The organism is Propionivibrio sp. (assembly GCF_047602565.1).
Classification (GTDB): Bacteria; Pseudomonadota; Gammaproteobacteria; order Burkholderiales; family Rhodocyclaceae; genus Propionivibrio.
The window spans coordinates 3,226,563-3,251,825 of the sequence record NZ_JASGGX010000001.1 but is presented as its reverse complement, the minus strand read 5'-3'; the positions used below and the strand labels follow the sequence as shown (position 1 = coordinate 3,251,825).

Here is a 25,263-nt window from a genome sequence, read left to right as displayed (position 1 = left end):
ATTCCGCTTTGCCAAGCCGTCCATCCAGGCTTCCCCGGCAAATCCGCGTCACGGCGATTTCATCGGTTTCCGCCGCGCGGCACGCCGCAGCTCTCCGCCGGGTCGAAAACCGTGGACAGCGTGATGGTCTGCGGGCTCTGCTTCGCCATGGCCCGCAGCATGAAGTCCGCCGACAGCCGGCCCATTTCCTCGACGTCGCGGCGGATGGTCGCCAGCCTCGGCTTGAGGAAGGCGGCCATCGGCACGTCGTCACAGGTGATCAGGCTGACGTCGTCGGGCACCGAAATCCGCAGTTTCCGGAGCGCCTCCATGACGCCGACCAGAATCTGGTTGTTTCCGGAAATCAGCGCCGTCGGCGGGTTGAGCCCCGACATCAGTTCGATCGTGGTGTGATAGCCGTGCTCCGTGGCGAATTCGCCGGCCCTGACCTCGACGTTCACGTCGGGCCGTTTGGCGCACGCGCGGGACAGGGCGATGACCCTTTCCCGCGCCGGGCGAATCCGCGGATTGCCGTTGATCAGCGCGATGTTCCGGTGCCCCAGGCCGAGCAGGTAGTCGACGCCGTGCAGCAATCCGCTGACGTGATCGAACTTGACCGCCCAGCCCTTTTCCATGCCGGGCACGTCCCGGTCCAGCAGCACGACCGGCGCCGAGAACATGCCCAGCCGCCGGGCCGATTCCGCGCTTTCCTCGTTGGAAACCGAAATCATGATGCCGTTGACGCGGCGCTGCCGCAGCATCTCGAGGTGTTCGACCTCCAGCTCGGGATCGTTCAGCGAGCTGACCACGAGGGACGTGTATCCGCCCTGCCGCAGCCGGACCTCGGCGGCGTGGACGATCTGCGCCATCATCGGATTGCAGATATCGGTGACCACGATGCCGACCATCATGGTCGAGCCGGTGCGCAGGCTCTTGGCCAGGAAATCCGGCTGATAACCCAGTTCCGAAATGGCGGCGAGAACCCGGTCGCGCATCTTGCCGCTGACGTCCGGATGATTCGAAAGAACCCGCGACACGGAGGCGATGGCCACCCCCGCGTGATCGGCCACCTCGCGGATGCCGACGCGGCGCGGGAGATCGTCCGTCTGCGCCGGGGCGGGAGATTCGGCGGGTGCCAGCGTGGAAGTCTTGTCGCTCACGATCGGCATCCGGTCAATCGTTCAAATCGACGGTATGGCGCGCGATGTAGTCTTCGTCGAGCACCCAGCCCAGGCCCGGCGCATCGGACAGCTGCAGCTTGCCGTTGACCAGCGGCGGCGGATTCGAAATCAGGTTCCACCAGAACGGATCGCGGTCCGGATGGAAGCACTCCGCGTACGTGCCGTGCGGCTGGCTGGCCAGCAGATGCGAGGACACCTGCGGCTCCTCGTGGTGCCCCATCTCCACGTCGTAGGTCATCGCCGTGGCGGCGGCGCGGCGCCATGCCGTCGGCCCGCCCGACCAGGAAGCGTCGAAATTGCAGACGTCGATCGCGGCCGCCTCCATCAGGTCCCGGCATCCGCTCGCGCTGAATTCGCTCTGCCCCGCGCACACCGGGATGCGGCTGCGCTGGCGCACGTCGCGCAGGGCGCGCCGATCGTTGTGCCAGCGCACCGGCTCCTCGAACCAGCGGATATCGAGCCCTTCCGCCCGCCAGGCGAATTCCAGCGCGTCCGGCACCGTATATCCCTGGTTCGCATCCACGGTGATGATGAAATCGTCGCCGGCCGCTTCCCGCGCCGCGGCGACCCGCTCGACATCCACCTCCGGACGCGCGCCGCCGATCTTGAACTTCATGCCGGCCAGCCCGGCTTCCTTGTAGAAAGCAATTTCGTCGGCGATCGGGCCGAGCGGCTCGCCGTAGTAGCCGCCGATCGCGACCAGCGGAATCTCGCGCCTGAACCCGCCCCACAAACGCCACAACGGCACGTTCAGCGCCTTGCCGATCGCGTCCCATATGGCCGAATCCACGCCGGCCAGCGCGACCAGCCCCAGGCGCCGGTCGCGCAGAATGTCGAACGTGGCCGGATAGGCCAATTGCCAGCACCGCTCGACGCCGAAGGCGTCTTCGCCGAGCAGCTTCGGGCGGATTTCCTTCGTCACGATGCCGGCGATTTCCAGCAGCCCGGCGTCCTCGTCCCCCACGTACGCCTCGCCGACGATCCCCTCGGTGGTATGGATGCGGGTGAGCAAGGTGACCCGATGCGTCATCCGGTAATAGCTGCCGCGGAATTCCCTGGCGAGGGGAGCGCGGATGGCGGTCACCTGGATATCGGAAATGGTCAATCCCTTGAAACCGCGAACCGCGGAAGCAGACTGCACGGAACCCATAGTGCCATTCATTTTTGAGCAACCTTTCCGGTAACGTTTCCAGATTCAATCTTTAGTTCAGGCGAAGCAGATTGTCAACACAATCTTCATTCACCTCGAAAATATTCTGCGGAATTACTTTTAATACATATAAATCAATAGGTTAATTTCTATTTTCAGCAGCTCTTTTCTCTTTGGACAGAAGCCGCTTGCTTCGCCAGCCCACATTCGGCCAACGATCCGTCCGGAAACGTTACCAGAACCATAGTCTCCTCCGCCGGAAACCGGACATGCAGACGACGTGCGGCAATGAAACGCCCCGGCAATTCGCCGACAGGCCTGGCTTCACCGGGAATTGATGTTCCGTCCGGTTCACGGCACGATGCGTCCATGAACACGCCTTTCCCGCCACGCCGAGGCGCCCCATGAGACTTCGTTTGGGCGACGTCGCGCTGTTCCTGCTGCTCGCCGCCCTGGCGGGCTTCGTCTGGCGCTCCTCGCAAGCCCTGCCTCCGGTCGTCGCGGCGCATTTCTCGGCTTCCGGCGCGGCCGACGGCTTCATGCCGCGCGGCGCGTACATCGGATTCGCGCTCGTCCTGGTGGCATGCGTCCCCGCGCTCGTCGCCTTCCTGCCGCTGGCGGTCGCCGGGCGGGACGGCATGAACCTGCGCCTTCCCCATCGCGACTACTGGCTCGCTCCCGAGCGCCGCGCGGATACGCTGGCCTTCATCGGCGGGCACGGCAAATGGTTCGCGGCCGCGCTGGCGCTCTTCCTGGGCCACGTCCATGGACTGGTCGTCCGGGCCAACGCGCTGCAGCCGCCGGAGCTTTCGTCCGCCGGCATCGCGATCGGGCTGGTCGTCTTTTTTCTGGCGCTGGCGGTGTGGCTCTGGGTGCTGTTCGCCCGGTTCCGCCGGCGCTGACGCTTGGAGACAGCAAAAATGCATGTTGCCGCGTTGTTCGACATGGACGGCCTGCTGATCGATTCCGAACGGGTGATCATGGCGGCGTGGATCGGCGTCGCCAAAAACTGGGGCGTCGAATTTTCCGAGGCGACGTATGCGGAAACCGTGGGCCGGGATGTGACACAGTCCAACGCCATCGTGGCGCGGGCCTTCGGCGGGCTCGAATCCGCGCGCGCGGCGCGGCTGGAGGTGGTGAATTTCCTCGAAAGGAAGGCGCCGGCCGAACGCTTTCCGCTCAAGGCGGGCGCCAAGGCGCTGCTGGACGCCTTGCAGCGGCAGGGCATCCGCTGCGCCGTGGCGTCGTCCTCGGCGAAACACGAGATCGAGGCGCGCCTGGGCGCGGCCGGCGTCCTGCACTACTTCGAGGCGACGGCGGGCGGCGACGAGGTTCCGTCGGGCAAGCCCGACCCGGCGGTTTACCGGCTGGCCGCCGCGCGGCTGGGCGTGCCGGCGGCACGCTGCCTCGCCTTCGAGGACAGCCTCAACGGAGCGCAAGCCGTCCTGGCGTCGGGCGCCGGCCTGGTGCTGGTTCCCGACCTCCTGCAGCCCACGGCCGATCTGGCCGGGCGCAGCATCGGCGTGCTGCGCTCGCTGGACGAGGCGATCCCGCACGTGGGCGTCTGGTTCGGCGCCGCGCTGAACGGCTGATGCCGGCAAAGGAGGCAGCGCATGAGAACAGGAAATCTCATCTTTCTGGTTTCGCTGGCCGGACTGGCCGCCTGCGCCGGCGGGCAGCAGAAGCAGGCTGACAGCGAAATGACCCGTGTCCGCTTCCACTGCGACAACGGCGAACACGTCGAAATGCGCTTTTTCCCCGCGCGCGAGTTGGCGGTGCTGCTCCGCCACGGCAGGAGCGTCGAACTGCGGCAACAGCCGTCGGGTTCCGGCTTCATCTACAGCAACGGCCCGAACACCGTGAGAGGGAAAGGCCGGGAGATCATCGTCGAGATCGGCCGCATGGCGCCGATCAGGTGCGAAGCCCCGTAGGAAACCTCCGGATCGGCCAGACCCGATGCGGGTTCGATACCCTGCGGTTAGAATAGAAGGCTTCGAAGACCAAGGATTCCGCCGTGAGCAACGCGCCCAAAAACAGCAAGCAGACCGCCGCCCCTGCCGCCGCGCCGGCCACCAACTTCATCCGCAACATCATCGACGCCGATCTGGCGGCCGGCAAGTACGCCCAGCGTCGCTGGTCCGGCAAGCCCGGCCTCGCGCCGCAGCAGATCGCCGGGCCGCTCGACGCGGCGCGCATCCGCACCCGTTTTCCGCCGGAGCCGAACGGCTACTTGCACTTCGGCCACGCCAAGTCGATCTGCCTGAATTTCGGCCTGGCGCGCGACTACGGCGGACGCTGCCACCTGCGCTTCGACGACACCAATCCGGAAAAGGAAGAAAAGGAGTACGTCGATTCGATCGTCGACGCCGTGCGCTGGCTCGGCTTCTCCTGGCAGGACGAACAGGAGGACAACCTTTACTACGCCTCGGACTATTTCGACTGGATGGTCGCCGGCGCCGAATACCTGATCGAATCCGGCAACGCCTACGTCGACAGCCAGAGCGCCGACGAGATGCGCGCCAACCGCGGCACGCTGACCGAATCCGGCAAGGATTCGCCCTACCGCAAGCGCAGCCCGGAAGAGAACATGCTGCTGTTCCGCCGCATGCAGGCCGGCGAGTTCCCGGACGGCGCGCACATCCTGCGCGCCAGGATCGACATGGCCTCGCCCAACATCAACCTGCGCGACCCGGCGATCTACCGCATCCGCCACGCCGAGCACCACAACACCGGCAACCGCTGGTGCGTCTACCCGATGTACACCTTCGCCCACCCGATCGAGGACGCGCTGGAAAACATCACGCATTCGATCTGCACGCTGGAGTTCGAGGACCAGCGCCCGTTCTACGACTGGCTGCTGGAGCGCCTGGCCGAAGGCGGCCTGCTGCAGCGCCCGCTGCCGCAGCAGATCGAGTTCTCGCGCCTGAACCTGACCTACGTGGTGCTCTCCAAGCGCAAGCTCATCCAGCTGGTCGAGGAAAAGCACGTCGCCGGCTGGGACGATCCGCGCATGCCGACCATCGTCGGCGCCCGCCGCCGCGGCTATACGCCCGAGGGCTTCCACCTGTTCGCCGAGCGCATCGGCGTGTCCAAGGCCGACTCGCTGATCGACTACACGCTGTTCGAGGACTGCATGCGCGAGGTGCTCAACGCATCGGCCGAGCGCCGCGTCGCCGTGCTCGACCCGCTGAAGCTGGTCATCGACAACTACCCGGCAGGCCAGACCGAGGAGTGCTTCGCCCCGAACCACCCGCTCAAGCCGGAACTCGGCAAGCGCGCGACGCCTTTCGGCCGCGAGCTGTGGATCGAGCGCGAGGACTTCATGGAAACGCCGCCCAAGGGCTACCACCGCCTCTATCCCGGCAACATGGCCCGTCTGCGCTACGGTTTCGTCGTCAAATGCATCGGCTGCGACAAGGACGAGAACGGCAAGGTCACCGCCGTGCACTGCGAATACCTGCCCGATTCCAAGAGCGGCACGCCCGGCGCCGACAACTACAAGGTCAAGGGCAACCTGCACTGGGTGTCGGCGGCCCACGCCTGCCAGGCCGAGGTGCGGCTCTATGACCGCCTGTTCGCCAACCCGGCGCCCGGCTCGGGCGACCGCGATTTCCTCGACGACCTGAACCCGGACAGCGTCCGGATCATCACCGCGCAGCTGGAACCCGCGCTGAAGAACGCCAAACCGGAGGAACGCTTCCAGTTCGAGCGGCATGGCTACTTCGTCGCCGATCCCATCGATTCGCGGGACGGCGCGCCGGTCTTCAACCGGACAGTGACGTTGAAGGATTCGTGGGGTAAGGCGGGAAAGTAAGCCACGGAATCAGCCAACCTCGTGTTCCAAGAGATCCCGGCAACGGCCGGGATTTTTTTCGGAAAGAATATGGGCGGCCGTCCGGAGCATGCCAAGAAGGATCGAGCGGCGCTTCAATTCTCCTGATATGCCCGCTCGATCAGTCCTCTCGCCTTCTCGAAATCCGCTGGCGTACGCAGCACGACTTCCAGATCGCCGGTTCCCCAATGGCCGATCTTGCGCACGTCGCGCGTGAAGCCCGGCTCCAGCGCGACTGTCTCGGGGTCGAGTTTCAAGGTCAGGAAGACATGCGGTTCGTGTTTCGAGATGAGAGACATGCATACGAAGTTCTTCAACCGGCGGAACGCCACGTAGAGTTTCAACGGCTTTTCGATGATGTCATCGCCCTGCGCCAGAATGAACCCGCGTGTTTGCTCGAAGAGCGCCAGCAATTCCGGAGAGGCTGTCGCGATCTGGTCGGCATGTGTCTTCATCGCCAGCGTCGAGGCAGCCGGCGCTTTCGGCGGTTTAACTGCGAGCGCCTGTTCAACCGCCTCCGTTACGGTCGCGCTGCCGCCGTTGACCAGTTCAAACAACAGTAGATCGTCGCCAAACAGCTTGTAGCGAATCAACTCGATGTTGCGGTTGATCTGCGCCACCGCATGCTCGTCGTAGCGCGTGAAGTCGGCCGCGATGCACAATAGCCGCGTACCGCTCCATTCGATCTTGTCGGCATCTTTCTTGCCCAGCTTTTCCATCACCAGCAGCCGGAAATCGGCTTTGTGGTCGAGCAGCCAGTCGAGATAGAACAAGCCCTGGTTGATCACGTTCTCGTTGCTGTGGCGCTTGTACTCGACGATCACCGGGCAGCCGTTCTCGTCCAGACCCAGCGAGTCGATGCGCCCGCGATGCTTGTTACCCGTGTTGTACTCGCTCGCCAGAAAGCTAACACCGAGAAAGGCTTCCATCTGCGATTCAATCAGGCTTTGCAGTGACTTTTCGATCGCCGCCGCTTTACCCGCCAGTTCGCTCGCACCGCCCGAGGCATAACGAAACAGCTTGATATCGCTCACGCCCGCATTCCCCCAAAGAATTTGCAGAATCGGCAACAAACCGAAATCTGCGATTGGACCAATGTACTGGCAATTGCCCTAACCAATTGGGCACAAGATCACCACTGTATTTTGAGTACTTGGGATACCTCATTTCCCTCGTCTTTTCACTTCCTTCTCCACCGCCTCCAGCGTCCGCAAATCCTCCTCGTCCGCCGCCAGCGCCTCGGCGCTGCGCCGCAGAACGTCGAAGCGATCAAAGCGTTCCTGCGCGACGCTCCTGGCCTGTTCCGCCGAGCGGCGGCCAACACCTGTCAGCACCGGGCGCTCGTTGAATTCAAGCAGGCGGTCGACGTTCTGCCGCCAGTAGTCGAGCGTCAGTTGCTTGCGCTCGCGGGCGCGCAGTTCGGCCTGCTCGAGGAAAATGACGACAAGGCGGTTAAGCGTATCCACCTCGTCAGCGGTTAGGTAATTCTTGGCGACGATCACATCCTGCCGGCGCACACGGCTACCGCTCCAGGTGGTAAGGCCCATGTTCGGCGCATCGGCGTCGCTGCGCGATGACGATTTCGGCGGCGGTCTGTTGCGTGACGGCGTAGAGCAGCTTGTTCTGTACTTCGGCGAAGAACTGCTGGGCGGCAGCATCGTCGGAGCGGTAATCGGTGGAGAGCGCAAAGAGATCGCGCACCTTCTGGTAGAAGCGCTTTTCCGAGGCCCGAATTTCCCGGATGCGGGCGAGCAGTTCGTCGAAGTAGTCCAAGCCACCGGGATTCTTGAGGCGCTCGTCGTCCATGACGAAGCCCTTGACGAGGTATTCGGCGAGGCTGGCCGTCGCCCACTGGCGGAACTGGGTGCCGCGCACACTTTTAACCCGGTAGCCGACCGCCAGGATCATTTCCAGGCGGTAGAGCTTGGTGCGATAACGCTTGCCGTCGGCGGCAGTGATTAAAGATTCCTTAATAACTGAATTGGCGTCCAGTTCGCCTTCCTTCAGAATATTGCGGATATGGATGTTGGCGTTGGGAACCGTGGTGGAGAACAATTCCGCGATTTCTGCCTGGCTGAGCCAGACACTGCCGTCTTCCACGCGCAGCTTGACCTGCGCCTTGCCGTCGTCGGTGCGGTAGAGGATCAATTCGCCCATACGCTGATTTCCCTGACAAATTGGTACAGACGGTTGGCCTCATCGAGTTTTTCGATTTCCTCGCCGAACTTGAACTTCTCGATGATCAGGCGCGCCCTGAACGACAAGCTGGCAATGTCGTTGTTGTGGTTGGCCGCGAGTTGGGCAGCGTCGCCCGGCAGGTGGAGAGATTCCAGGTTTTTCATTGGTCTTCTTTTTGGGGAAACTACTGAACGCGGGGGTTTTGCACCTGTAAAAGGGATGGTAGTCCAAAAAATGTGCAACGACCTGTCCACGGCTGCTCTCTGCCGGATTACGGCCGGCCTGGCGAGGCCCTGGATACGGCAATTCATCGCACGCTGATCTCCACCCGGTCGTAGCGCCCGGCTTCGTCGAGCACCGTGATCGCATGGCGCCCCGGTTCGGCGAAGGCGTGCGCCAGCGCGCGGCCCGCCGACGTGCGGCCAACCTGCCGGCCGTCGACCAGCCAGAGCATATCCTCCGTTCCGCCGCGCGCCTCCAGGCGCAGCACCGGCACCGCGCCGTTGCCGGCGCGGCCGATCGTTTCCCCGTCGGCGATGCCGACGATCTTCAACCCCGCCTCGGGCGCCTGCGCGCGGGCGCAGGCGGGCGCCCACGCCGGCGGCAGCGCCCGCCGGCGCGTCGCCGCATCGAGCCACGGTTCCAGGGCCGCGGGCCAACGGGCCATCTCCATGGCCTGCATGGCGCCCGGCGCACAGACCGCGCGCACGCGCTGGCCGGTCGCCGCGTCGCGGAAATCCGTGTAGCGCGCTGCGCCCTCGCGCAGGCGGTCGGGAAAAGTCGGCGGCGCGGTGCCGCTGAGCAGCCACGCGCTGCGCTCCTGGTGGCACAGCGCCGGTGGCAGACCCTCGGCGCGAGTGCCGAGCGGCCAGCAGATGCGGGCCTGCGTCACGCTCGCGGGCGGCGTGCGTTGCGGCGCGCGCGAGTCGTCGACCGCCGCGAAGATGTCGATGAGCAGCGGCGCCGCGACGTTGGCGCCGAAGAATCCCGGATTCGGCGTGCCGTCGGGCCGCCCGACCCACACGCCGGCCGTGTAGCGGTCGCTGACCCCGACCGCCCAGGCGTCGCGGAAGCCGAAGCTGGTGCCGGTCTTCCAGGCGATGCCGCGGCGCGCGCCCACGCCGCCGTCGACCAGCCGGGCCACCGGACCGCCCGCTTCGAGCACGTCGCGCACGATGAACGCGGCGCCCGCGCTGAGCATGCGCGCCTCCTCGACCGGCGCGTCGGCGGTATAGCGCGGCTTGCCGGCCAGGCCGCCGCGCGCCAGCGCCGCGTAGGCGCCGACCAGCCCTTCGAGATTCACCGACACGCCGCCCAGGATGACCGACAGGTTGGGCGTCGCGCCGCGCGGCAGCTCCAGCTTCAGCCCGCCCCGCCGCAGCGACGCGACGAAGCGCTCCGCGCCGAGCCGGTCGAGCACGTCCACGGCCGGCACGTTGAGCGACTTCTGCAAGGCCTCGCTGACGCTCACCGGACCGCTGAAACTGGCCTGGAAGTTGCCCGGCTGGTAGCCGGAAAAAGACTGCGGCACGTCGGCCAGCAGCGATTCCGAATGGATCAGCCCCTCGTCGAGCGCCAGGCCGTAGAGGAAGGGCTTGAGCGTCGAGCCCGGCGAACGCTTGCCCTGCACCATGTCCACGTGGGCGAAACGCTCGTCGTCGGCAAAATCGGCCGACCCGGCGTAGGCCCGGACTTCCAACGTTGCGTTGTCGACCACCAGCGCCGCCAGCGAGACGCGCGGCGGCACCAGCGCGAGACGCGAGGCGATCAGCTGCTCGACGCTGGCCTGCGCGCCGGCGTCGAGCGTCGTATCGATGCGCTGCCGCTGCGGGAAGAGCTTCCGCGCGCGCTCCGCGAACAGCGGCGCCAGCAGCGGCTCGCGCACCGCCTGGGCGATCACCGGTTCCTGCCGCGCGTCGGCGACCGCCGCGCGGCCCCACACCGGTTCCAGGCGGGCCAGCACCTTGTCGCGCGCGGCCAGCGCGCGCTCGGGAAAACGGTCCGGGCGCAGCAGCGACGGCGCCTGCGGCAACACCGCCAGCAGCGCCGCCTCGGCATGCGACAGCGAGCGCGACGGCTTGCCGAAATACGCCCGGCTGGCCGCCTCGACGCCTTCGAGCACGCCGCCCATCGGCGCATACGTCAGATACAGTTCGAGGATCTCGCGCTTGGACAGACGCAGCTCCAGCTGCATGGCGCGCGCGATCTGGCGCAGCTTGCCGGCCAGCGTGCGCGGCGCCGGTTCGAGCAGGCGCGCCACCTGCATGGTCAGCGTCGAACCGCCCGAGACGATCCGCCCATGCCATGCCCATTGCCACGCCGCACGCGCCAGGGCGAAAGGATTGACGCCGGGATGCCAATGGAAAGCGCGGTCCTCGTACGCCAGCACCGCCTCGACGTAGCGCGGCGAGACTTCGTCCAGCCGCACCGGATGGCGCCAGATGTGCGCGCGGTCGGGGAAGGCGCGCAGCGGCGTGCCGTCGCGCGCCAGCACGACCTGCGCGTGCGGCGCGGAAGCAGGCAGCGGCGGCGGGAAGACGAGATCGGCGAGCAGCAACAGGGCGAGCAGCGCCGCCGCCGACAGGCGGAGCCGGGCGGCGAAGCCGAAGCGCCCCGCGTTCCCGGGGACGATCACCCCGCGCTCCCCGCGCGCAATGACGCCGCGTCTACCCCGAAAAACCGGAACATTAAGAAAATATTACGTAAATACATGGCGTTACACCGCGTCACAATAATGGACAGCACATGCGTGGGGTTTTTCCGGATGATGGGTCTTCATCCACGCGTCAAGAAAGGAATGTCATGAAACCCAACGCCATCCCCATCACCGCGCGCAAGCGCATTGCGCTGGTGGCCCACGATAACAAGAAGAAAGACTTGCTGGAGTGGGCCCGGTACAACCGCGACCTGCTGGTGCAGCACGAGCTGTGCGCCACCGGCACCACCGGCATGCTGCTCGAACTCGCGCTCGACACCAAGATCGAGAAGCTGCGCAGCGGCCCGCTCGGCGGCGACCAGCAGATTGGCGCCAAGATCGCCGAAGGCGAGATCGACTTCATCCTGTTCTTCTGGGACCCGCTGGAGCCGCAGCCGCACGATCCCGACGTCAAGGCGCTGCTGCGCCTGGCGGTCGTCTGGAACATCCCGGTGGCGTGCAACCGGGCCACGGCCGACTTCATGATCTCGTCGCCCTTGATGAACGAGGGCTACGAGCGCATCCTTCCGGACTTCGAACGGCACGTGAATCGCTTCGCCAACAGCAGTCGCAATCTGCTGCCGAAAACCGTCGAGCGGGAGGAGGAGCATCTGTCCGATGAAACCGTCTAGCCCCCGACCGCCCGGCGCCATCGCCACGGCGCGAAGCTGCGCCCGGCGCCTGCGGGCCGGCGCGCTCGACGCGGGCAGGTATTAACTGCGAGCACGGCTTCATGAACCTCGACGAACCTATTCTTCGATTTCGTATTTTTTGATTTTCCGGTATAGCGTGGCGATGCTCATTTCCAGCGAAGCCGCCGCCTGTTTTTTCCCCGGCAGCCCCCAGCCGTGACGTGCCAACGCCAACCGTATGGCCTCCCCTTCAGCCGGCGTATCACTCCTGATCGCTGCCCGCCCCGCACGGCTCCTTTTCGTTTCAGGGGACATCGCGCCGCCACCCGTTATTCGCGGCGCCTCGCTCATCAGCACAGGGGGCAAATGGCTGGTATTGAATCCTCGTGCGCTGCCACGCATGACGAACATGTATTCTACGACATTGCGCAGCTCGCGTACATTGCCAGGCCATCCATGAAAATACAGAACGTTGGCCACGTCGTCGGGAATCTTCTGCCTGGAGCTGCCATAGATTTCCGAGAACTCATCCGCAAAATACTGCGCTAGTTCAGCGATATCCTCGCGCCGCTCCCGCAATGGCGGCAGCGACAGCGGTACCACGTTGAGCCGATAGAACAGGTCTTCGCGAAACAACTGGCGCCGCACCAGCTCGGCGATGTTCTTGTTGGTTGCCGCAATCACCCGCACATCGACCGGGATGACCTGATTCGAGCCGATGCGCGTCACCACCCGCTCCTGCAGGACGCGCAACAGTTTGGCCTGCAGGTGCACGGGCATGTCGCCGATTTCGTCGAGAAAGATCGACCCGCCCTGCGCCAGTTCGAATTTGCCGATGCGCCCCTTCGGATCGGCGCCGCTGAATGCGCCCTTGACATAGCCGAACAACTCGCTTTCCAGCAACGGCTCCGGGATCGCCGCGCAATTGATGGAGACGAAAGGCGCATCCTTGCGCGCGCTGTTCTGATGGATGGCGAACGCCACCACCTCCTTGCCCGAACCGCTTTCCCCCGTGATCAGCACGCTGGCGTTGCTGGCGGCGATCCGGTCGATGCCGGTGCGCAAGGCCTGCATTTTCGTCGAGCGCCCGATCAAGCGGACCGGATCGGGCGCATCGAGGGGCAAATCGCCGTTCTGTATGAGGAAGTCGCGCGCATCCTGGAAAACGACCAGGGTAATGCCGCTCTCCTCCAGCGACGACAGCTTGATCGTTTTGCACAAGGCATGCAGGCGTTTCTCGCCGAGGCATAAAAAAGCCTCTTCCGACTCGTACACCACGTCCCCCGTCATCTCGACGGAGATCTTTTTCCCCGTCACGCCCCGCTCGCAGTCCAGCATCCTGGCGGCGGACAGGTTGGCATGCCAGATCACGCCATTCTTATCGACGGCGATCACGCCCCGGTCCATCACCTCTATCAGCTTGCGGAAGGCCTGCGCCATTTCCTGCGCCCTCTGGCGCTCGACGTATTCATAGACCTTGCCGGCAATCAGATCGGCAATCTGCTCGATGAAGCTGATGAATTTTTCGATCTGCCCCAGCAGCACCTCGCGCTGCACGGGCGTCGAGCAGATGATGCCGATCACGCCGATCACCCGGCCGGCGAAAAAAATGGGCGCCGACAGGTCGAGCAGTTCCCTGCATGACAAACGTTTTTCGCAATGAGCGCAAACGGGACTCTGGCCCGGGTTCTCGATCAGAATCGTCTTGCTCGACGACATGGTATGCCGGTAGATATAGCCTTGCGCGGAAATATCCACATTGAGCAAATGGCGATATTCGCCGCTGCCCGCAACGCGGATCAAAAACTCATCGACGATTTCGACGTCGGTCCCGGTTATCCCGCTAATGGCATCCGCGTATTTGCAAATGTCCTGTTGAATATTGGCTAAAACCGACGCCACATCATTCCCCCTTCGAATGCTCGCCCGCATTTCTCACCAGCGACAAATTTCTCAACAAGCCGCCGACAAACTGTTCATAACTAATTGTTATATATAAAGTTATCACAACATTATCATTTATCAAAATTATTCTCAAAACAAGGCCTTGATCGACCTGAGAGCGAAACGGAACGGCTTGCGCGCCCTTCGGCCGTTTTTCTCAACCGTTTGTTTTTACATCGCTTTAACGAACGCTGCCGGGCATGGCACACATTTTGCCAAATACGTCGCAAGTCTGGCGTGTCGCTCTGCCGGCGAGTTCATTGCCAAATTGGCGCTGCTTTTGTTGACCGTCGAGAACGCCAATGGCGCATCACGTTTGCGCATGGATGAACGGCCAGAGTCACAGATTTCATAGTTGAACCAGACACTCATGCATCAGGAGCCAAAAATGCCGGAAGACTTGCAATTATTCATCAACAACGCCCGTTTTTACGATAAGCCTTCGACACCCACGACGCAGTTCACGCACGCCGAATTGAGCAAGGCGCTGAATTTTCACCGTTCCATGCCGGGCTATGCGCCCACGCCGCTGATCAGTCTGCCCAATCTGTCACGCAAGCTCGGCATCAGGAATCTCTACGTGAAGGACGAGTCGCAGCGCTTCGGCCTGAAAGCCTTCAAGGTTCTGGGCGGCGCCTATGCCATGGCACGCCATATCGCCGAGCGGCTCGGCGAGGACATCAGCCATCTGCCGTTCGACACCATCACCAGCGACGAAGTCCGGCGGGCCGTCGGCGAAGTGACGTTCGCCACCACGACGGACGGCAACCATGGCCGCGGCGTAGCCTGGACCGCGCGGCAGCTCAGGCAGAAGTCCGTCGTATACATGCCGAAGGGGTCATCGCCACAGCGCCTCGACGCCATTCGCGGCGAGGGCGCCGAGGCATCCATCGTTGACATGAACTACGACGAAGCGGTGCGCATGACCGCCGAACTGGCGAGGAAGCACGGCTGGCTCGTCGTGCAGGACACCGCCTGGGAAGGCTACGAAAAGATCCCGCTGTGGATCATGCAGGGCTACGGCACGATCATGCTGGAGGCCTTACAACAGCTGCACGAGGTGCCGCCCACCCACATTTTCATCCAGGCCGGCGTGGGTTCGCTGGCGGGTTCCGTGCAAGGCATGGTCGTCGAAGCATACGGCGCATTCCGCTCCAAAGTCATCGTGGCCGAGGCCAAGGCGGCCGACTGCCTGTTCCGCTCCGCGATGGCGCAGCGGGGAGAGGCGCTCGCCGTCGGCGGTGAACTATCCACGGTCATGGCCGGCCTGGCCTGCGGCGAGGCCAACGTCATCGGATGGAAAATCCTGCGCGACTACGCCGATGCCTTTGCCTCGTGCCCGGACTACGTCGCCACGCGCGGCATGCGCATGCTGGGCAATCCATTGCCGGGCGATACGCGCATCACTTCCGGCGAGTCGGGCGCGGTCACTCCGGGACTGCTCTCGATCCTGATGCAATCGCCCGCGATGAAAGAAACGCGCGAGCGACTTCGGCTCGGCGAGGATTCGCGCGTGCTGGTCGTCAGCACGGAGGGCGATACCGATCCGCAACGCTATCTGGATATCGTCTGGGACGGAGAACTCGCCAGTTATCGGAAATTCTGACCACCATCACCTATTACGTTTGAATTCAGGAGGCAAGAACATGTTCGGCAAGGAACGCGACCAGGAACTCATTGAAAACTGCCAGGCCCTGATCCGCCATCGAAGCTACTCGGGGCAGGAAGGCGAAGTAGTTGCCACGATCGAAAAGATCATGAAGCGATACGGCTTCGACGAGATCCATGTCGACGATTATGGAAACATCGTCGGAGGAATCGTCGGCAGCCGGCCCGGCAAGACCATCGTTTTTGACGGCCATATCGATATGGTGCCGTTCGATGCGGAAAAATGGACGCAGGACCCGCTGGGCGGAGCCATCGTGGACGGCAGGATTTACGGGCGCGGAACGAGCGACATGAAGGGCGCCGTCTCGGCCATGATTACGGCGGCCGGCTTTTTCGCCCAGGACAGGCGCCGCGATTTCGCCGGAAAAATCTACATCGCGTGCGTGGTGCATGAAGAGTGTTTCGAAGGCGTTGCCGCGCGTCTGGTCAGCGAGAAATACCGCCCGGACTATGTGGTGATAGGCGAGGCCTCGGAGCTGAATCTCAAGATCGGCCAGCGCGGCCGCGCGGAAATCGTCGTCGAGACCTTCGGGAAACCGGCGCATTCGGCCAACCCGGATGCGGGCATCAATGCCGTATACAAAATGTCGCGGCTGATCGAGCGTATCCGCGAGATCGAACCGACGCGCCACCCCGTCCTCGGGAAAGGGATTCTGGAACTCACCGACATAAAGTCATCGCCCTATCCCGGCGCGTCGGTCGTGCCCGACTATTGCCGGGCGACGTACGACCGCAGGCTGCTGGTGGGCGAAACGCGCCAGTCGGTTCTGGAACCCCTGGAACAGGCGGTCCGCCACATGGAGCGGAATGACGCGGACTTCAAGGCAAGCGTGTCGTATGCCAGAGGCCGCGAGGACTGCTACACCGGCACCGTGATCGAAGGTGAACGTTTCTTCCCCGGCTGGGTATTCGACCAGGACGATGAGTTCGTGCAACTGGCGCTGGCAGGTGTTCGCGGTGCCGGCATGGAACCGGCGATCACGCAGTACTCGTTCTGCACCAACGGCAGCCATTACGCCGGCGAGGCGGGGATCAGCACGATCGGCTTCGGCCCCTCGCGCGAGAACCTGGCGCACACCATCGACGAGTACATCGAAATCGGGCAATTGACGGGCGCGGCGGCAGGCTATTACGGAATCATGCGCAGCGTTTGCCCATAGGAATCCGTCATGCAGGAACAGCCGCGCCCCGCCGCATGGGCGTGGGATCACCAGGGGAGTTCATTCATGGAGGCAAGCAAGTGAAGACCATTATCAAGAACGGCAAAGTCATCGATGGTACGGGCAATCCGGGTTTCATCGCCGACGTCCTGGTCGACGAAGGACGCATCGTCGATATCGGCACATTCGGCGCCGGCTCCGGCGAGCAGGTCTACGACGCCACCGGCAAGATCGTTTGTCCGGGCTTTATCGACACGCACACCCATTCGGACCTCGCCGCCATCGTCGATCCGGCCCAATCCGCCAAGATCCGCCAGGGCATCACGACCGAATTGCTGGGACAGGATGGCGTCGCCCTGGCGCCGCTGCCGGAAGCCTACATTCCCGCCTGGCGCAAGAACATTGCCGGACTGGATGGCGATACGGACAAAATCGACTGGAAATATCGCGATACCGCCGGCTACCTCGAATTGCTCGCAAGTCATCGGCCGGCCACCAATCTGGCCTATCTCGTGCCGCACGGCAATGTGCGCATGGAGGCCATGGGGCTCGATGGAAGGAAAGCGACGGAGGAAGAAGTGGCGCGCATGTGCGCCATTCTCGAAAGGGAACTCAAGGCCGGCGCCTACGGCCTGTCCACCGGCCTGATCTATATGCCCTGCGCGTTTGGCGACACGTACGAGATGGTGGAGCTGTGCAAGGTGACCGCCAGGCATGAGGGAATTTTCGTCGTCCATCAGCGCAGCGAAGCCGACGATATCATCACCTCGACCCAGGAGTTGATCGACATTGCGCGGCAATCCGGCGTATGGCTGCACATCTCGCACATGAAGGTCTGCGGCAAAAAGAACTGGGGCTTGATCGACAAGATGCTGGGCATGCTGGAGGACGCCCAGAAGAGCGGCATTCGCGTTTCCTTCGACCAGTATCCTTATGTCGCGGGCAGCACCATGCTGGGCGTGATTCTGCCGCCGTGGGTGCACGCCGGCGGCACCGACAAGCTGCTGGAGCGCCTGGCCGATCCGGAACTGCGCAAGAAGATGATCAAGGATATCGAGACGGGCATCCCCGGATGGGACAACTTCATCGACTTTGCCGGGCTGGACCAGATTTTCGTCACCAGCGTCAAGACCGACAAGAACCTCGACGCCGTCGGCAAAAACCTGGTGCAACTGGGCGAGATGCGCGGCAAGGACCCTTACAACGCCACCTTCGATCTCCTGTATGAAGAAGAGAACGCCGTGGGCATGGTCGACTTCTACGGCACGGAGGAACACATCATCAAATTCCTCTGCCGTCCCGAGCAGAACGTCTGTACCGATGGCCTGATGGGCAAAGGCAAACCGCACCCGCGCGTGTTCGGCGCCTTCCCGCGCGTGCTCGGCAAATACGTACGCGAAGAAAAACGCCTGAGCTGGGAGGAGGCCATCCGCAAGATGACCGGCAAACCCGCCTCGGTGATGGGGCTGCCGGACCGCGGCCTGCTCAAGGCGGGATACGCGGCCGACATCGTCGTCATCGATCCGGAGGCGGTCGTCGACAAGGGCACGTTCGTCGACCCGAATCAGTATCCGGAGGGCATCGATGCGGTCATGGTCAACGGTGCCTTTGCGCTGGTGAATGGCATCGAAAGCCATGCACGCAGCGGCGTCGTTCTCAGAAAGCCCTATTGATCAAAATAACGGGAGGCAAACATGAATAGCAGCAACGATGTCACGGCCGGCGCGCTGGCGGCCAGCCAAGGAAAAACCTGGAAAGTCCGCTACTCCGTCCTGCTGTTGATCTGGCTGGGCTGGTTGTTTTCGTTCCTCGACCGCATGGTCATGAGCGTTTCCCTGCCCTTCATCGGCAAGGATCTCAATATCGACACGACGGAACAGGGTTTGATCATCAGTGCTTTCTTCATCGGCTATGCGGCGTTCCAGATTCCCGGTGGCTGGCTCGCCGACAAATTCGGGCCGCGCAAAGTCATGTCCATCGCCATCACCTGGTGGTCGATCTTCACCAGTTTGACGGGTTTTGTGCTGACGCTGCCCTTCATGCTGGTGATCCGCTTCCTGTTCGGGGTGGGCGAGGGCTGTTTCCCCGCCGCGTCGTGGAAAACGATTTCCGCTTACTTCCCCTCGAAGGAGCGTGGACGCGCCACGGCCATTCAATCCTCCGTCAATACCCTGGGGCCGGCCCTCGCAGTCATCGTGGCCGCCGGCATCATCGGCGCCTTTGGCTGGCATACGGTCTTCATCGCCCTGGGCATTCCCGGCTTGCTGATCGCCGTCACCATGTACTGGTACTTCCGCGATAATCCAAAAGATCACCCGGCCATGTCGCAGCAGGAAATCGACGAACTGGTCGCCGATGGCGCCAACCTGACGGCTTCCCAGGAAGCGCCGACGCCGTTCATGAAAATCCTTACCCAGCCCGTACTGTGGCAGATGGCGGCGATCTGGTTCCTGTTCGACATCACGTTCTGGGGCTTTTCGTCATGGCTGCCCAGCTATCTGATGAAGGTCCGCGAGTTTTCGTTGGCCAAGACCGGAGTCATGGCGGCGATTCCCTTCCTGTGCGGCACGGTCGGCACGCTGCTGGGAGGCTATTTCTCCGACAAGCTGAAGAGCCAGCGCAAATGGCTGTACGTCGCCACGTCCGTCATCAGCGCCGGGTTCCTGTACATGACTTACTCGGTGGAGGATGCAAACTCCGCCGTCATGTTCCAGTGCATTTCTTCGTTCTTCATGTTCTTTGCGATGGCGATGTTCTGGGGCATCCTGATGGACCACATTCCCACCAAGATCATGGGCCGCGCCTCGGGCATCGTGAATTTCGGCGGACAGATGGCGGGCGTGGTCTCCCCGCCGATCATGGGGTTCCTCATCCAGAGCAGCGGCGGCAGTTACAACAGTGCCTTCATCTTCATGATCGTCGCGCTGGTCGCGTCCGCTGCCGTGACGATGACCTTGAAGAGCGACACCAGAGCCCAGGTTTGAACGCGGCATTCATCGCACCTCGGGCGGCCGGACAAAAGGCCGCCCGTTTCTTCCTCCCGGAACGCAAGAAAGGACATCGCATGAGCAAAAAAATCATCCACACCGAAAAGGCGCCCGCCGCCATCGGTGCCTATTCACAAGCCGTCGCAACCGGACAAGCCGTCCATGTTTCGGGACAACTCGGCCTGATCCCGCAAAGCGGGGCGCTGGCCGAAGGATTCACGCAGCAGTGTCATCAGATGTTTCAGAATCTGCGCGCCATCTGTCAGGCGGCGGGTGGCAGTCTGGGCGACATCGTCAAGATCGGGATATTCATGACGGATTTGTCGAACTACGTGGAACTGAATCAAATCATGGGTGAATATTTTTCGGCCCCGTACCCCGCCCGCGCCGTCGTCCAGGTCGTTGCGCTGCCTAAAGGCGGACTGGTCGAAGCCGATGCGGTGATGGTTGTCTGAAACCTCAAGACAAAATCCCGATCATCACGCATTGCCCAGCCACGCGACACCGAACAGGATGGTCAGCACGGTCAGCGGCGCGCCGACCTTGAAATAGGTCCAGAAGCCGATGGTCACCCCGGCGCCTTGGGCGCGCTGGGCGACGATCAGGTTGGCGACGGAACCGACCAGCGTGAAGTTGCCGGCCAGCGTCGAGGCCATCGCCACGGCCAGCCAGGCGCGCTGGGGATCAGCGAGGTTGCCGACGAAGGACTTGAGCATCAGCACCGCCGGCACGTTGCTCACCAGGTTCGAGAGCACCGCGGTCACCGTTGACAGCACCGCCACGTCGTCCAGATGCTGCCGCGCCACGGCCGCGATCACCCCTGGCGTCACCGCCACGCGCTCGAAAGCGGCAACCACGACGAACAAGCCGGAAAACATCACCAGCAACGGCCAGTCGATCTCGCGATAGACCTTGTGCGCCTTGATGCGCCGGGTAAACAGCATGTAGGCGCCGCCGAGGATGGCGACCTTGGCCACCGGCTGGCCGGCGAAGAACAGCACGATCATCGCGCCCATCACCAGCAGCGACTTGATCACCACCGGCTGCAGGTAGCGCACCGGCCGCGACACCTTCACCACGAACCCTTCGCGGTGGAGGAATTCACGCCGGTAGATCAGCGCGATCATGGCCACCGTCAGCAGCAGGCCGGCCGCCGCCACCGGCGCGAGCTCCAGGGCGAAGCGGGCGTAAGGAATGCGCGACAGGCTGCCGACGATCATATTCTGCGGATTGCCGGTGATCGTCGCCACGCTGCCGACGTTGGACGCCAGCGCCACGGCCAGCAGGTACGGCACCGGGTTGCGTTTCAGGCGCAGCGTGACGTCCAGCACCAGCGGCGTCATCACCAGGCAGATCGTGTCGTTGACCAGGAAGGCCGAAAGCACGCCGGCCAGCAGCACGATCGCGCCGAGCAGGACCAGCGGATAACGGGCGCGCACCACGACCCACTCGTTGACCAGCTCGAAGAAGCCCGACAGCCGCAGGTTCGCCACCACGATCATCATCCCGAACAACAGCGCGATGGTGTCGAAGTCGATGGCCGCAAAGGCGTCGTCCAGCGACAGCACGCCCAGCCAGACCATCAGGCACGCCCCGAGCAGCGCCGCCCCGGCACGGTCGAGGTGGTAGCCGGGCAGCTTGCCGACGGCGATGAACAGGTAGGTGGCGACGAAGACGGCGATCGCCGTGTAGCTTTCGGCGGAATCTAGAAACAGCTGCAGCATGGAGACAGACGGCCAATCAGCATCGCATATATCGCGGAACGGACAGCAAGGGCGGGTTGAAAGGCTGGCCGCAACCAACCACGACATTCTGCCGAAGCATACTCATTCCGGCGTACGCGCGTCACCATCTGCTCCCGGATGATTCAGCGCCTGCTCCGCGAGGTCCTCGTCGGAGACTGGCGGGGCCTCCCTTAACGCCACGAACTCCTCCAGAAACTCTTCCGTCGGTTCTTCGCCATGCGCTAACACATCCTGTAGAGTCTGCCTCCTTCGCCCGGTTCCAGACACGCCAGGATCGTTCGCACTTGCTGCTTCCTGCGATTTTTCATCGACCGTCGTCATCGTTTGCTCTCCATGTTGCAACGCAAGGCCGGAGCACTTGGAAATACGGCCGGCCTGTTCCTGACGCTATTAACCAACCGCATCCGCTGCCATCAGGCCAGCGCTGCACCCGGCTCCGATGCGATGTCCCTGCGTACGGCATCCACGAGGCCGTTGAGATCGCCGCCTTTCATGCCGATTTCGCTGAGCACGGCATCCAGGATCGGCTGCTGCGCGCGGTAGGCCAACGCCGCCGCGACCGCCTGTTCGGCGAGATTCCCGTTCCCGGCCGCGGACTGGGCCGCCGGCTCGCCGGCGGCGCCCCGATTCAGTCCATCCACCTGCACGACCTTGATGCTGTCGATCCGTTCCATCGGCTTCACCGAGGCTTCGATGATTCCCGGCAGGGCCTCCAGCAGTTTCATCTTGACCTGCATGGCGATCTGCTCCGCGGCCAGCGTATTCAGCGCGGCATTGCGCATTTCAATACCGTTGGCTTCGACCTGGTACTGTATCTGCTGGGCCTCGGCTCTGATCTTGAGCGCCGCCGCCTGATTTTCCGCAGCCTCTTTTTCCGCCTCCGCGGCGACCGTGATGCCGATCGCCTGCTGCTGCGCGTCCTGCTCGGCCGCAACCAGGGCAATCTGTTTTTCACGCTCGGCAACGGCCACTTCGCGCGCCGTCTTCACCTGCTCCTCGGCCCGCGCCGCCAGCGCGCGCGCTTCGTTGGCCTGTCTTTCGGCTTCCGACTGCGCCTGGGATTTTTCCGCGATGGAAATCAGCTTGTCCTGGTCGGCGAGCGTGGTGCGTTTTTCCTGGTCGATCTTCGCTACCTGGACTTCCCGGTCGGCTTCGATCTGGCGCTGCCGGATGGCGCGGCTTTTCTCCACTTCGGCTTCCTGGATCAGCCGTTCCGCATCGATCTTCGCCTGTTGCGCCTCGCGTTCGCGCTGCGCGGTGATGCTCGCGATTTCGGCCGACTGCTGCGCCTGGCGCGTCGCCACTTCCTGCTGTTGCTGCAGGGTGGCAAACGTCTGGTCCTTCTCGATGGTCAGCTTGAGCTGGGTGGCTTCGAAGTTCTTCTGCGCGATGGCGACGGCGGTGTCCTGCTCGATCTCGTTGCGTTCCTTGGTCCGCTGCTGCGTCTGCTGGGTGAGCTTGGTCAGGCCCTCGGCATCGAAGGCGTTCTGGGCGTCGAAAAACTTGATCGGCGTCTGGTCGAGGCGCGTCAGGCTGACCGATTCGAGTTCCAGGCCGTTCTTCAGCAAATCCTCGGACACCGCGTTCTGCACGGCCTGGATGAAGTCGGCCCGCTTGTCGAGCAGCTGGTGCATGCTCATCGAAACCGCGGCGGCACGCAGCGCGTCGACGAATTTGTCTTCCACCAGATCCTTCAGGGAATCGGGGTGCATGGTGCGCTGGCCCAGCGTCTGGGCGGCGTTGGCCACGCCCTCCACGCTGGGGATGACGCGCACGAAGAACGCCGCCACCGCATCCACGCGCAGGCGGTCCAGCGTGATCAGGCTGTCCGCCCCGGCGCGCGAAACCTCCAGCTTCAAGGTATTCATGTTGATGCCGACGCATTCGTGGAACACCGGCAGCACGATGGCGCCGCCGTCCATGACCACCTTCTGCCCGCCCAAGCCGGTGCGCACGAACGACAGTTCCTTCGATGAGCGGCGGTAGAGGCGCGAAAAAACCAGGCCGACGACGAAAAGGCCGACGAGCGCGATACCTGCCAGCACACCCATTTCGATCAGATTCATTCTTACTCCCTTGGTTGATTGTCAAAGCAAATCGGGACGCGGATTGGCGATCGCCAGGAAACGCGCACCGGAAATCTGTTTCACCAGCAGTACCGACTCTCCGGCGACTAGCTGCTGGTTCTCGCCATCCGGTTCGACGTGTACGTAGAGCGTCTGCCCATGGTCGTTTTTCACGCGGGCTTGCGCCGGATAGTTCACCCGCGCCGTGCCGTTGATGACGACGCCGATCTTTCCGACCAGGTTCGCAAGCGGCTCGGCCGAGGTCTCGTCGCGCGGCACGAGGCGGGAAATGGCGGCAGCGGACGCGCGCACGACGGGAAGCGCCCCGAGGAACGCCAGCGGCACCGATGCGAAGACGGGGGGATATTCGCCCAGGATGGAATGCGCCACGCCGTTGATCACGAAACCGGCCATGGCGAACGTCGTCAACAGGAGGGACAGCACCACCAGCAGCGGTACCTTGCCGAGATGCAGCCAGCCGAGCCAGGCGTCGAAGACGTGCCCGGCCATGTCTCCCGACGGCACGTCCATATCGGGCATGAAATCGTCGAGCCAGCCGGAAATGCTGAAACCGAGAAGCAGCGCCAGCCCCTCGATGACGGCAATGGCGATCAGCAGGATGAGCGCGAGCAGGAACGGCCAGGATTGAGGGGCAAGAAATAGACTCATCGTTCTGTTACCGCCTTTCAGAAGCTCTCTCAAACGAAGAAACCACATTGGCGATCCGGATGCCGCGCCATGCCGGTCTCGAACACCGTTTCCGGCATGGCGGCACCGTGGCACCTCCGGCCGGGGAGTTCATCCCGTGCCCCCGCCAAAACGGCTGGCCGGGGCTAATTGCCGCGCGCCGCCTTGATCGCCGCAAGCCGTTCGCTGATCCGATGCTCGCGCTGCAACTCCGCGAGTTCCTTCAGCTTGGCGGCGTCGCCTCCGACCGTTCCGACCAGCCCGTTGGCGCCGGTCTGGCGGACCAGCACGCGGTTGAACGAGGCGGCGGCATTTTCCACGCGCGATTGACGATCGCGCTCTCCGCCGATGGCGTCGGCCGGACGTTGCGTGAGCTGGCTCTCCCGGAAATCGGCGAGCAGTTGTTCCAGTTCGCGTTTCTTGGCCGACAGGGCGACGATATAGCTTTCCAGTTCCTTCGCCTTTTCGTGCTGCTCGTCGAGGGACTTTTGCAGTACGGGCAACAGATCCTCGATGTCCGCCTGCCGTCCGATGGCGGCTTTCGCCAGATCGTCGCGGCCGCCGGACAACGCCGCTTCGATTTTTTCCGCCATGCTTTCATGCTCCGAATTCAGCCGGGCGATCTGGGTCAGCACCAGATGCTTGGCGGCTTCGACCTTGCCGAGGTCGCCGCGGACCTCGCCGACCACCTGTTCGATCTCCCGCAGGGACTGCGCCATGGAGACCTCCGGCGCCATGTTCTCGGCGCGGTCCAGCAAGGCGTGCGCACCGCCGGCAATGATGCGGGAAACACGCGTAGCGATACTGTCAGCCATTGCTTCTCTCCTTTTCTCGTCGGGTGGTGATGATTTCCGTGATTTCCACGATGTCCGGCAGATAGCGTTCGATAGCCTCCTTGTCATAAACGGCGGGAGCGGAGGTGACCATCGCGCGCAGCACGGTCGTAAACAGGCGGAAACAGTGTTGCGCCAGCGCGGCCTCGATCTCCCGCAGGTCTCCGTCCTCGTCCCCGGCGGAAGAAGAACGGGCGGAAACCAGCACGGCCATGATCCGCGGGACGATGTCCAGCACCGCGCTCATCAGGTCGGAATGCGCCTTGTGCTGGCGCTCCCAGGACGCGACGAGATTGGCCATCGGCAGCACGAGATTCCGCATCCACGCCATGCAGGCGTCGGGATCGGACAACCCCGACTCCTGTTCACGAACTTGCGCGATCAGCGCCCTCAATCTCTCGCTGGCCGTCTTGCCCACCCCGTCCTGCATGGAGAGCAGCCAGCGAAAGTCCTCATCCGGCAGGCGAATCGATACGGTCTGCATCTGTGCCATGGAAAGCCTCCTAATCACTGCTTACGCTACGCA

Annotated in this window: 23 protein-coding genes and 1 pseudogene; 11 read left to right on the top strand and 13 right to left on the bottom strand. The window is 63.3% G+C overall.

Annotated features, from left to right (window positions below):
- Nucleotides 1–59: 59 nt before the first annotated feature.
- The gene (locus tag QM701_RS15390) at nt 60–1,139 is read right to left on the bottom strand and encodes a LacI family DNA-binding transcriptional regulator (RefSeq protein WP_415167904.1); all 1,080 of its coding nucleotides are present in this window, start codon (nt 1,137–1,139) and stop codon (nt 60–62) included.
- Between the two features lie 13 nt (nt 1,140–1,152).
- A complete protein-coding gene (locus tag QM701_RS15385) occupies nt 1,153–2,265 on the bottom strand; it encodes a mandelate racemase/muconate lactonizing enzyme family protein (RefSeq protein WP_415167903.1) in 1,113 nt (370 codons plus the stop codon).
- A gap of 449 nt (nt 2,266–2,714) precedes the next feature.
- Here QM701_RS15385 and QM701_RS15380 point away from each other — a divergent pair, with 449 nt between their 5' ends.
- The 4 genes from QM701_RS15380 to QM701_RS15365 all read left to right on the top strand — a co-directional run bounded on the left by QM701_RS15380 (nt 2,715) and on the right by QM701_RS15365 (nt 6,124).
- Complete coding sequence (locus tag QM701_RS15380) at nt 2,715–3,212, top strand: DUF1648 domain-containing protein (protein ID WP_415167902.1); 498 nt, start codon at nt 2,715–2,717, stop codon at nt 3,210–3,212.
- An 18-nt stretch (nt 3,213–3,230) separates the two neighbouring features.
- Nucleotides 3,231–3,902, top strand: coding sequence for an HAD family hydrolase (locus QM701_RS15375; protein WP_415167901.1), 672 nt, complete (start codon nt 3,231–3,233; stop codon nt 3,900–3,902).
- A gap of 21 nt (nt 3,903–3,923) precedes the next feature.
- On the top strand, nt 3,924–4,241 hold the full coding sequence (locus tag QM701_RS15370) for an MliC family protein (protein ID WP_415167900.1): 318 nt from the start codon (nt 3,924–3,926) through the stop codon (nt 4,239–4,241).
- Nucleotides 4,242–4,324: 83 nt separating this feature from the next.
- A complete protein-coding gene (locus QM701_RS15365; protein ID WP_415167899.1) occupies nt 4,325–6,124 on the top strand; it encodes a glutamine--tRNA ligase/YqeY domain fusion protein in 1,800 nt (599 codons plus the stop codon).
- A 113-nt stretch (nt 6,125–6,237) separates the two neighbouring features.
- Here QM701_RS15365 and QM701_RS15360 read toward each other — a convergent pair whose 3' ends face one another.
- The 4 genes and pseudogenes from QM701_RS15360 to pbpC all read right to left on the bottom strand — a co-directional run bounded on the left by QM701_RS15360 (nt 6,238) and on the right by pbpC (nt 10,955).
- Nucleotides 6,238–7,176, bottom strand: a complete 939-nt coding sequence (locus QM701_RS15360) for a DUF5655 domain-containing protein (protein WP_415167898.1) — start codon at nt 7,174–7,176, stop codon at nt 6,238–6,240.
- A 129-nt stretch (nt 7,177–7,305) separates the two neighbouring features.
- Nucleotides 7,306–8,299: pseudogene (locus tag QM701_RS15355) on the bottom strand (virulence RhuM family protein).
- Nucleotides 8,287–8,484 (bottom strand): hypothetical protein, encoded by a 198-nt coding sequence (locus tag QM701_RS15350; protein WP_415167897.1) that lies wholly within the window; start codon nt 8,482–8,484, stop codon nt 8,287–8,289. Before QM701_RS15350 ends, QM701_RS15355 begins: the two are co-directional and overlap by 13 nt.
- Nucleotides 8,485–8,627: 143 nt before the next feature.
- Nucleotides 8,628–10,955 carry a penicillin-binding protein 1C gene (pbpC, locus tag QM701_RS15345; RefSeq protein WP_415167896.1) on the bottom strand — a complete coding sequence of 776 codons (2,328 nt, stop codon included), beginning with the start codon at nt 10,953–10,955 and terminating at the stop codon, nt 8,628–8,630.
- 167 nt (nt 10,956–11,122) lie between these two features.
- Between pbpC and QM701_RS15340 the strand changes: the two genes are divergently transcribed.
- Nucleotides 11,123–11,647, top strand: coding sequence for a methylglyoxal synthase (locus QM701_RS15340; RefSeq protein WP_415167895.1), 525 nt, complete (start codon nt 11,123–11,125; stop codon nt 11,645–11,647).
- Between the two features lie 117 nt (nt 11,648–11,764).
- On the opposite strand, the gene QM701_RS15335 is transcribed toward QM701_RS15340, so the two are convergent.
- Nucleotides 11,765–13,579, bottom strand: coding sequence for a sigma-54 interaction domain-containing protein (locus QM701_RS15335; RefSeq protein ID WP_415167894.1), 1,815 nt, complete (start codon nt 13,577–13,579; stop codon nt 11,765–11,767).
- 115 nt (nt 13,580–13,694) lie between these two features.
- Here QM701_RS15335 and QM701_RS15330 point away from each other — a divergent pair, with 115 nt between their 5' ends.
- The 6 genes from QM701_RS15330 to QM701_RS15305 all read left to right on the top strand — a co-directional run bounded on the left by QM701_RS15330 (nt 13,695) and on the right by QM701_RS15305 (nt 19,861).
- Nucleotides 13,695–13,946, top strand: a complete 252-nt coding sequence (locus tag QM701_RS15330) for a hypothetical protein (protein ID WP_415167893.1) — start codon at nt 13,695–13,697, stop codon at nt 13,944–13,946.
- A complete protein-coding gene (dpaL, locus tag QM701_RS15325; RefSeq protein ID WP_415167892.1) occupies nt 13,947–15,197 on the top strand; it encodes a diaminopropionate ammonia-lyase in 1,251 nt (416 codons plus the stop codon). It abuts the gene before it with no gap.
- 40 nt (nt 15,198–15,237) lie between these two features.
- Nucleotides 15,238–16,419: a YgeY family selenium metabolism-linked hydrolase gene (locus tag QM701_RS15320; RefSeq protein WP_415167891.1), complete on the top strand. Its 1,182-nt coding sequence runs from the start codon at nt 15,238–15,240 to the stop codon at nt 16,417–16,419.
- A gap of 35 nt (nt 16,420–16,454) precedes the next feature.
- Nucleotides 16,455–18,092, top strand: a complete 1,638-nt coding sequence (locus QM701_RS15315) for an N-acyl-D-amino-acid deacylase family protein (protein WP_415167890.1) — start codon at nt 16,455–16,457, stop codon at nt 18,090–18,092.
- A gap of 21 nt (nt 18,093–18,113) precedes the next feature.
- Nucleotides 18,114–19,403 (top strand): MFS transporter, encoded by a 1,290-nt coding sequence (locus tag QM701_RS15310; RefSeq protein ID WP_415167889.1) that lies wholly within the window; start codon nt 18,114–18,116, stop codon nt 19,401–19,403.
- Nucleotides 19,404–19,483: 80 nt separating this feature from the next.
- Nucleotides 19,484–19,861, top strand: coding sequence for a Rid family detoxifying hydrolase (locus QM701_RS15305; RefSeq protein ID WP_415167888.1), 378 nt, complete (start codon nt 19,484–19,486; stop codon nt 19,859–19,861).
- 24 nt (nt 19,862–19,885) lie between these two features.
- Here QM701_RS15305 and QM701_RS15300 read toward each other — a convergent pair whose 3' ends face one another.
- The 6 genes from QM701_RS15300 to QM701_RS15275 all read right to left on the bottom strand — a co-directional run bounded on the left by QM701_RS15300 (nt 19,886) and on the right by QM701_RS15275 (nt 25,230).
- Nucleotides 19,886–21,130, bottom strand: coding sequence for an anion transporter (locus QM701_RS15300; protein WP_415167887.1), 1,245 nt, complete (start codon nt 21,128–21,130; stop codon nt 19,886–19,888).
- Nucleotides 21,131–21,232: 102 nt separating this feature from the next.
- Nucleotides 21,233–21,472 (bottom strand): hypothetical protein, encoded by a 240-nt coding sequence (locus QM701_RS15295; RefSeq protein WP_415167886.1) that lies wholly within the window; start codon nt 21,470–21,472, stop codon nt 21,233–21,235.
- A 92-nt stretch (nt 21,473–21,564) separates the two neighbouring features.
- Nucleotides 21,565–23,217, bottom strand: a complete 1,653-nt coding sequence (locus QM701_RS15290) for a flotillin family protein (RefSeq protein WP_415167885.1) — start codon at nt 23,215–23,217, stop codon at nt 21,565–21,567.
- A gap of 21 nt (nt 23,218–23,238) precedes the next feature.
- The gene (locus QM701_RS15285) at nt 23,239–23,934 is read right to left on the bottom strand and encodes an OB-fold-containig protein (RefSeq protein WP_415167884.1); all 696 of its coding nucleotides are present in this window, start codon (nt 23,932–23,934) and stop codon (nt 23,239–23,241) included.
- Between the two features lie 116 nt (nt 23,935–24,050).
- Nucleotides 24,051–24,719 carry a PspA/IM30 family protein gene (locus QM701_RS15280; protein ID WP_415167883.1) on the bottom strand — a complete coding sequence of 223 codons (669 nt, stop codon included), beginning with the start codon at nt 24,717–24,719 and terminating at the stop codon, nt 24,051–24,053.
- The gene (locus QM701_RS15275) at nt 24,712–25,230 is read right to left on the bottom strand and encodes a hypothetical protein (protein WP_415167882.1); all 519 of its coding nucleotides are present in this window, start codon (nt 25,228–25,230) and stop codon (nt 24,712–24,714) included. The genes QM701_RS15280 and QM701_RS15275 overlap by 8 nt, the downstream gene beginning before the upstream one ends.
- Nucleotides 25,231–25,263 lie beyond the last annotated feature (33 nt).

Bases quoted from the DNA above. Each gene is read 5' to 3' on its own strand.
- QM701_RS15280 (WP_415167883.1), bottom strand. From the start codon at position 24,719: ATGGCTGACAGTATCGCTACGCGTGTTTCCCGCATCATTGCCGGCGGT.
- QM701_RS15350 (WP_415167897.1), bottom strand. From the start codon at position 8,484: ATGAAAAACCTGGAATCTCTCCACCTGCCGGGCGACGCTGCCCAACTC.
- QM701_RS15310 (WP_415167889.1), top strand. From the start codon at position 18,114: ATGAATAGCAGCAACGATGTCACGGCCGGCGCGCTGGCGGCCAGCCAA.
- QM701_RS15290 (WP_415167885.1), bottom strand. From the start codon at position 23,217: ATGAATCTGATCGAAATGGGTGTGCTGGCAGGTATCGCGCTCGTCGGC.
- QM701_RS15335 (WP_415167894.1), bottom strand. From the start codon at position 13,579: ATGCGGGCGAGCATTCGAAGGGGGAATGATGTGGCGTCGGTTTTAGCC.
- QM701_RS15370 (WP_415167900.1), top strand. From the start codon at position 3,924: ATGAGAACAGGAAATCTCATCTTTCTGGTTTCGCTGGCCGGACTGGCC.
- QM701_RS15320 (WP_415167891.1), top strand. From the start codon at position 15,238: ATGTTCGGCAAGGAACGCGACCAGGAACTCATTGAAAACTGCCAGGCC.
- QM701_RS15295 (WP_415167886.1), bottom strand. From the start codon at position 21,472: ATGACGACGGTCGATGAAAAATCGCAGGAAGCAGCAAGTGCGAACGAT.
- QM701_RS15380 (WP_415167902.1), top strand. From the start codon at position 2,715: ATGAGACTTCGTTTGGGCGACGTCGCGCTGTTCCTGCTGCTCGCCGCC.
- QM701_RS15285 (WP_415167884.1), bottom strand. From the start codon at position 23,934: ATGTGGTTTCTTCGTTTGAGAGAGCTTCTGAAAGGCGGTAACAGAACG.
- QM701_RS15275 (WP_415167882.1), bottom strand. From the start codon at position 25,230: ATGGCACAGATGCAGACCGTATCGATTCGCCTGCCGGATGAGGACTTT.
- QM701_RS15375 (WP_415167901.1), top strand. From the start codon at position 3,231: ATGCATGTTGCCGCGTTGTTCGACATGGACGGCCTGCTGATCGATTCC.
- QM701_RS15315 (WP_415167890.1), top strand. From the start codon at position 16,455: ATGGGCGTGGGATCACCAGGGGAGTTCATTCATGGAGGCAAGCAAGTG.
- QM701_RS15340 (WP_415167895.1), top strand. From the start codon at position 11,123: ATGAAACCCAACGCCATCCCCATCACCGCGCGCAAGCGCATTGCGCTG.
- QM701_RS15305 (WP_415167888.1), top strand. From the start codon at position 19,484: ATGAGCAAAAAAATCATCCACACCGAAAAGGCGCCCGCCGCCATCGGT.
- QM701_RS15300 (WP_415167887.1), bottom strand. From the start codon at position 21,130: ATGCTGCAGCTGTTTCTAGATTCCGCCGAAAGCTACACGGCGATCGCC.